Genomic DNA, 6752 nt, shown 5'->3' with positions numbered 1-6752 from the left:
CCAGGCGGCAGGCAGGTCTTCGGGGGCGCGCACTAACATGGTCGCTCGCTCTCACTCGATAGGCACCAGGCGCACCGCGGGGGCCGTGCTTCTATCCGTCACGGCATGGTTCGGCTATGTCTTCCTGATGATGCCGNACTTCGTCGTGATTCCGATGGCGTTCGGCAACGCCCANGAGATGATCTTTCCTCCCCAGTCGTTCTCCACCGAGCTGTTCAAGAAGTTTTTCTTCGAAAGCAACTGGATGGATGTGACCTGGCGGAGCTTCCGGGTAGCCGTCAGCACGATGGTAGTGTCACTGACCATCGGCGTGCCAGCGGCGTACAGCATAGTGCGGGGCAACTATCCGGGAAAGAAGTACATCGCCATGTTCCTTCTGTCCCCGATCATGGTCCCGCTGATCGTGATCGCGCTCGGCCTCTATCTTTACTTCGCGCGCCTTGGCATCCTGGGATCGGAGCTGTCGCTGGTTCTGGGCCACGCGGTCTACGCCACCCCCTTCGTACTCGTGACCTCGATGGCAGGCCTTCGGCATGTGGACCAGAGGCTCGAAACGGCGGCGACTATTATGGGCGCCGGCCCGCTGCGAGTCTTTTTTCAGATCACGCTGCCCGTATTTTTACGTGACAATGCCGCCTTGCGCGCAATCCTCTGGCGTTCCTCGGGGGATAATTTCTCCGCTCGGGCTTTCCCGCCAACATGGCCGCCCTTGGCGCGGCCGAGAGCCTTGCTCGGCGTGTCCTCGACCTCGCCCGTGGCGATTCGGTCGATCAGCATGGCGTTCTGTACCGTGTCAGCGTGGCGCTTTCGCCTTTAGGGTCTCGGGGCATGTATCGTGAACCAATGGTTAATAGCTGGTCCTGATTATATAGGAAGAACAACGGATGAAACATAGTTGCGTCGCGGCCCTTGGCAATGCAGACTGCCATTCAACCCCAGGTTAAAAATGCCCATCTTTGCAGTCATAGCGCCCGGACCAAGTGAACAGTTAAGGACATCAATCAGCGGCCACTATCCTAAGTACTTAGAATTCTCTCCGGGCCAATTTGTCCTCGCGACGGAATCTGTCACTACCCAGCAAGTTGCCCAAACAATTGGTGCAGATGGTAGCAAAGGTAAGTTTGTTGTATTTTGGGTTGCCGGTCACTGGGGATACCACGATAAGACACTTTGGGAGTGGATGGCGGCAAACGCTAGCTAAGGCTAATGGCAAGACCCCCCTCAAATTCATCGGTTTCTGAACCCACCAGCCAAGGTGTTGGTACGCCGCCGGGGCGGCAGAGCGATATTGCGCTCGTCGAAATCGCTAAAATTCAGAGCGATGGCGAATACATCAAACGTGATCTCAGCGAGCTGAGGTCAGACATGCGCGATTTGCGCGATCGCATGGCGAAGCTCGAAGTTCGCGTAGACCACCTGCCGACAAAGAGCCACATCGTTACCGTCACGGCGATAGCCCTAACTTTGATAGGTGGGCTTCTAACCATTGCGCCCAAGCTCCAATCCTTGGCGGGCACGTCTGTGCAGGCCGCGCAGGTCAATCACCCCTAATTTCATCCTGAGGCACGACCGAATTTTCGCGCCTTGGGGTCCCAAATGGTTTCGCAGTCTCTGGAGCATCAAATAGATGAAGCTACAGCTCAGAATCCTTGTTTCGATTTGGCTGAACCTCGCCCGGCGGTGATGGCATCTCTCATCCGCTGGTGCCCAGCTCGACGTGCAAATGTGCTCTGCTCGACCACGGCGAATGTTCGGTCACGGGCTGGCGGAATAGATAGAACTGAAGTACGTCTCTTTCGGCCGCTTACGAAAAAAATTAGGTACTATCGACATCAAAACCATCTCTGAACGAGAACGCTCGAACATCCGCGCAGCTCGCGAGCTGCTGTCACAATGTGCGCGTGATTGCAAGGAGCGTTTCTCCCGATCGGAGCAGAATTTCTGCAAACTGGGTCCGTCATTGAAGATAAGCGGCTTTGAACACCGCTACGCTTTATTGATGACATCGCGAACGCCACCACCTCTCGCGCGAAGTTGCGCGTCTAAAACAGCTGCGGAAAGACAACTCCGGCCCATCGAGGTGCCGCTAGCAAAGTTCATACCCAAGCTTACGTTTCCAAGCCGTTACCCGAATGCACCGGCTCGGAAACATGCCTAACGGCCTCAATGAAGAAATCGGTGCTCGCCTCCGTCAGATCAGGGAGCGCAATCAGCTCTCGCAACGGGCGCTCGCAAAGCGGGCCGGTGTAGTCAACTCGACCATTTCCTTGATTGAATCCGGGCAGACTAATCCATCGGTGGGAGCACTGAAGCGTATCTTGGATGCCATTCCGATCAGCGTGGCGGATTTCTTTTCGCTGGCAGAGGTCGGCGGGGAGCAGATCTTCTTTAGGAACAAAGAGCTGACGGAAATCGGGAAGGGCGGAGTTTCCTACCTTCAGATTGGAAATAATATGGTTGGCCGTTCAATCCAGATTCTGAAAGAAACATACACGCCAGGGGCCGATACAGGAAAAGTTAAGCTCATTCACGCCGGCGAAGAAGGCGGCATTATCATAAGTGGACGCCTGGAGGTCACAGTTGACGATCAACGGCGCATATTAGGCCCTGGCGACGCATATTATTTCTCCAGCCGCAGACCGCATCGATTTAGGTGCATCGGGGAAGAGCCATGCGAGGTCGTGAGTGCGTGCTCGCCGCCATCATTTTGATCGTAGGGTATGCGATCGGCGTTCCGTCGAACAACCAGGCGAGGCGACACTCCACTCGGCCGCAGCAAACATACAGGCTGCTCGACAGGTAAGGCACGCCCCAAAATAGGTGCCGAAGGCGTTCCGTTTGTGAGATCGTGATCCACCGAGACCGTGCGAAAAGTCCGGTCTTGGTTGCGAGCCCGAGAAACGAGTTCGGGTCCAGGCACCCGCTTCGCAAGTCGGTTGAACGAGTCGACGAAGCGTCGTCGATCAGCCCACCCGATCGCGCGAGTCGAGCTTCAAGACCCGCAAGTCCAGCTCCTTGCTGACGGCATCGGGGTGGTTGTCGAGGCGTATCGCAATAGAAAATGCTAATTCGGCAGCTGCTTGTTCCGACCGCACTGCATATCGATCGTGCGCATCTTGCGGTAATTCAAAAAGCCACCAGCGATGTCCATCGCCCATATCGTCGGCGTCGGTATTGCTGCGGAATCCGCGGCTGCAATATGTCGGTCATCTTGACGGGAAGCTGCTGCAAGCCAAGTGCTGAATGCGCGCCGATTAACCTGCTCTAACTGAGCCGATCGAGTCTAAGTCGAACCAATTTCATCCGTGCGACCGCCGAATCTCTTCCGGAAGTTGACCAGCGATTCGCAGCCATTTGCAAACTCGCATCCAAGGGAGCATACGCCAAAGCGCGAACCAGATGACTGCGATGTTCGATTTATAAAACAGCCTCCATATCTTTCAACAGGTTACGGGGCTAAAGAAAACGTCTTTTCAAGCATGAGGGCGACGATAACCTTCGCCTAAGTCGGCGTGAGGCGATCGTGGCCTTACTAGAAAACGTTCGGACACTGACTGTGGAGGATTAAATGGAAGTGACGGCGCCGCTCATGTGGGATCTGCCAATCGCACACACACACCTTTTGTGCGCTAGCGCAGGGGCATTCAGCTTCGTCGGTGGCACCGGCGACTTCGATGCTGCGGGCCGGATTCGCAATCCAGGCGATCTCGACAGGCAGATCGAAGGTGCGGTGGCGAACCTGAAAGCGGCGCTCGACATCGAAAACTGCACCCTGGACGACGTGGTGAGACTCAAGGCGCATTACACCGCCGAGCGCGACGACTGGGACGTGATCGCAGCGCTAGCTCGCTTCTTCAAGACGGACCCAATGCCTGCGATCAGCACGGTGCCAGAGCCCATGCAGCCTTTCAGCGGTCAGACAATCCAGATCCAGGCAATTGCTCAGCGTGGCTGGCGCAAGCACGCAGACATCCGTGTGGTGCCGCGCCCGGTGCCGCCGAGCAAACGGGCACTCTTCAGTGACCGCACGGTCACCGCGGGATTGCGCGCCGGCGAGTTCATCGCGGTGGCAAACCGCACGGCCGAGGATGCCGATGGCGTGGTGCGCCATCCTGAGGATGGCGTGGGTCAGACTCACTTCATCATGGAGCGACACGAGGAGACGCTGGCTGCGCTAGGCGCTTCTACGCAGGACAGCGTCAAGATGGAAGGCTATTACTTCGGTAAGACGCGCGCGGATTGGACGCCGCTGGCCAAGGCACGGGCGAGTCATTTTCGCGACCCCGGACCGGTAGCGACCATGGTTCCTTGTCACCGCCTGAACCCAAAGGGGGCCCTGACGAAGCTCGAATTCCTGGGTATGCGCACGCTGCGCAGCGGATTCGACAAATACATCCCTCGCGAAGACCATTGGCCCGAGCGCGTGTGGGACTGGCCGGTTCCGTTCCCCTACCGCCAAGCTATCAGGCTGCGCGATACAGTGTGGCTCGGGGGGCAGTGCGCCTGCCGTCCTTACGTCAACTCGGGGCTGCGCGTGGCGGAAGGCCAGCTCACGCCCCAGACGGCGATCGTCATGAGCTTGCTTGAGGACCTGCTGCGTCCCTTTGGCCGCACGCTAGCGGATCTGAAATTTATGGTCTGCTACTTCACCTCCACCGGAGCCGAGGCGGACACGGTCGCCTTCGCAAAAGTCCTTGCTGATTGCATGCCTGGAGCGCTTCCGCCTGTGACGCTCGTGCCGAAACCAGCGCTGCACACTCCTGAAACCACACTGGAGATTTGGGGCGTGGCGCAGGGCTGAGGATGCTTCGGTTGACGGTCATGCGCATCGACTCGAAGATGACGCGAGATCTGGACCGCCACATCAGCATTTGTCGAATGCGGCGCTCGTCGGGAGCAGAGTCCGATTTGTATCGAGTTCGAAAGCGGGCCGCCCACCGCATGCACACATAGACCCTTAATCGCCACTGCACTTAAGATAGGATATTCGATCCATGAAGTTTGAGGAATACCGTCGGTACGACGCGATCGGTCTAGCCGAGCTCATCGCGAAGCGGAAGATCAGCGCCGAGGAAGTACTGGAGGCGGCCATTGACCGCGCCGAGCAGGTCAATCCGCGGATCAACGCCATTGTACACAAGCAATACGAACAAGCGCGAAGAGCCGTCAATGCACAGTCTGCCGACGGTCCCCTGAAGGGCGTGCCGTATCTGATCAAGGACCTAGGCCTAGGCACATTCCAGAACGGCGAACCCGCGACAATCTGCAGCAAGCTGTTCAAGGATTTTGTTTCCGGTCACGATTCGGCATACGTGAAGCGGTGCAAGAGAGCTGGGTTGGTCATCATGGGGCGCAGCTCCACCCCCGAGTTCGGGATCAACCCCAGCACCGAACCGCGACTTTATGGCCCTTGCCGCAATCCGTGGAATCTTGAGCACTCGACTGGGGGGTCGTCTGGAGGAGCGGCGGCGGCGGTTTCCGCGGGGATTCTGCCTGTCGCGCACGCCACAGACGGCGGCGGTTCGATCCGGATGCCGGCGGCGCACTGTGGGCTCTTCGGCCTCAAGCCCTCACGGGGGCGCATCTCAATGGCACCAGATGGTGGTGAAGGATGGGGTGGTCTGTCCAATATCCACGTGGTTAGCCGTAGCGTGCGCGACTCTGCGCTCATGCTCGATTGCACGGCAGGCCCTGAACTTGGCGATCCCTACTCCGTACCGTTGCCTAGCGGTACTTTCCTGGACGCCACAAAGCGGACCCCGCCCAAGCTCAAGATCGCGCTCATGCTCAAGGATCATCGAGGCGCTAAGCTCCATCCCGATTGCTATAAAGCCGTTGAAGGCGCGGCAAAGCTCTGCGCCGACCTGGGACATATCATCGAGGAAGCCGACCCCAAAATCGACCTAGTCGAGCTCTACCCCATGAACCGCCGAATCTCAGCCTCGAACATTGCACGCGTTTGCACCGCTCGCTGGAAGGCCCTTGGTCGTGAGCCAAATCCTGATGATTTGGAAACCATCACATGGGCAGCTTACCAGCGTGGGCTCGGCGTTACGGCAGTAGAATATGTCGAGGCCATTGCGGCGGCCCATGCCGCCGGCCGGCAAATGGCAAACTTCCTCACGACGTATGATGTAATTCTCTCTACGACTTGCGGACCGCCCCCAAAACTCGGGTACTTCGATATGAGCGGAGATGTTAAACTGCATGCTGATCGGATGATCAACTACCTGGGCGTCACACCTCTACACAATGCGGCCGGAACCCCGGCGATGGCCATACCTCTGCATTGGACGGAGGGGGGCTTGCCGATCGGTGTGCATTTCGCGGGCCGCTATGGGGAGGAGGAAACGTTGTTATCTCTTGCAGCACAATTGGAGGCCGCGCAGCCTTGGTTTAATCAGGTGCCAGTCATCTAGGACCCGGTTAACGCAGGAGCAATGGGCTGTCTTCGAACAGCGCCATTTCCGGCTGACTACCTTTCCAAATGTATGTCATCGATGCTGGTTCCAAAGGTGGCCAGCGGAAAATGCATTCTTAACGTACCGGTAAACCCGCTGTCATTCAGCGATGACAAAGAACCCACCGCGCCCCGGCGACACAGAGGGAGGTCGACGTGCCGGTAACAAGCTCCGGCCGCCGACATTCCGTCGGGTTCGACGACGCTCCTGAAGATCCTTGGAAGAAGCGGGCCTATGGCATCCACACGGCTGAACGTTGTCCCGCTGCGGCAGCAAACCAGGTCAGCGAGG

At 57.9% G+C, this 6752-nt stretch carries 6 protein-coding genes; 5 read left to right on the top strand and 1 reads right to left on the bottom strand.

What is annotated here, in order from left to right; translation table 11 throughout:
* The first annotated feature begins 37 nt into the window (after positions 1 to 37).
* The 3 genes from A3AI_RS44635 to A3AI_RS0140125 all read left to right on the top strand — a co-directional run bounded on the left by A3AI_RS44635 (position 38) and on the right by A3AI_RS0140125 (position 2711).
* On the top strand, positions 38 to 817 hold the full coding sequence (locus A3AI_RS44635) for an ABC transporter permease subunit (protein WP_051382773.1): 780 nt from the start codon (positions 38 to 40) through the stop codon (positions 815 to 817).
* 389 nt (positions 818 to 1206) lie between these two features.
* Positions 1207 to 1551: a DUF2730 family protein gene (locus tag A3AI_RS0140130; RefSeq protein WP_024520879.1), complete on the top strand. Its 345-nt coding sequence runs from the start codon at positions 1207 to 1209 to the stop codon at positions 1549 to 1551.
* Positions 1552 to 2150: 599 nt separating this feature from the next.
* A complete protein-coding gene (locus tag A3AI_RS0140125; RefSeq protein WP_024520878.1) occupies positions 2151 to 2711 on the top strand; it encodes a cupin domain-containing protein in 561 nt (186 codons plus the stop codon).
* Positions 2712 to 2963: 252 nt separating this feature from the next.
* Here A3AI_RS0140125 and A3AI_RS48525 read toward each other — a convergent pair whose 3' ends face one another.
* Positions 2964 to 3158, bottom strand: coding sequence for a hypothetical protein (locus A3AI_RS48525; RefSeq protein WP_156928159.1), 195 nt, complete (start codon positions 3156 to 3158; stop codon positions 2964 to 2966).
* 410 nt (positions 3159 to 3568) lie between these two features.
* Here A3AI_RS48525 and A3AI_RS0140115 point away from each other — a divergent pair, with 410 nt between their 5' ends.
* The gene (locus A3AI_RS0140115; RefSeq protein WP_024520877.1) at positions 3569 to 4801 is read left to right on the top strand and encodes a RidA family protein; all 1233 of its coding nucleotides are present in this window, start codon (positions 3569 to 3571) and stop codon (positions 4799 to 4801) included.
* 193 nt (positions 4802 to 4994) lie between these two features.
* The gene (locus tag A3AI_RS0140110; RefSeq protein WP_024520876.1) at positions 4995 to 6419 is read left to right on the top strand and encodes an amidase; all 1425 of its coding nucleotides are present in this window, start codon (positions 4995 to 4997) and stop codon (positions 6417 to 6419) included.
* Positions 6420 to 6752: the final 333 nt, after the last annotated feature.

Origin of the sequence: Bradyrhizobium sp. Tv2a-2 (genome assembly GCF_000472425.1) — a bacterium.
Taxonomy (GTDB): domain Bacteria; phylum Pseudomonadota; class Alphaproteobacteria; order Rhizobiales; family Xanthobacteraceae; genus Bradyrhizobium.
This window is presented reverse-complemented; position numbering and strand designations above follow the sequence as displayed.

What these genes read in the sequence shown, in the direction of transcription:
- A3AI_RS0140130 (WP_024520879.1), top strand. Translation starts at nt 1,207, where the DNA reads ATGGCAAGACCCCCCTCAAATTCATCGGTTTCTGAACCCACCAGCCAA.
- A3AI_RS0140125 (WP_024520878.1), top strand. Translation starts at nt 2,151, where the DNA reads ATGCCTAACGGCCTCAATGAAGAAATCGGTGCTCGCCTCCGTCAGATC.
- A3AI_RS48525 (WP_156928159.1), bottom strand. Translation starts at nt 3,158, where the DNA reads ATGGGCGATGGACATCGCTGGTGGCTTTTTGAATTACCGCAAGATGCG.
- A3AI_RS0140115 (WP_024520877.1), top strand. Translation starts at nt 3,569, where the DNA reads ATGGAAGTGACGGCGCCGCTCATGTGGGATCTGCCAATCGCACACACA.
- A3AI_RS0140110 (WP_024520876.1), top strand. Translation starts at nt 4,995, where the DNA reads ATGAAGTTTGAGGAATACCGTCGGTACGACGCGATCGGTCTAGCCGAG.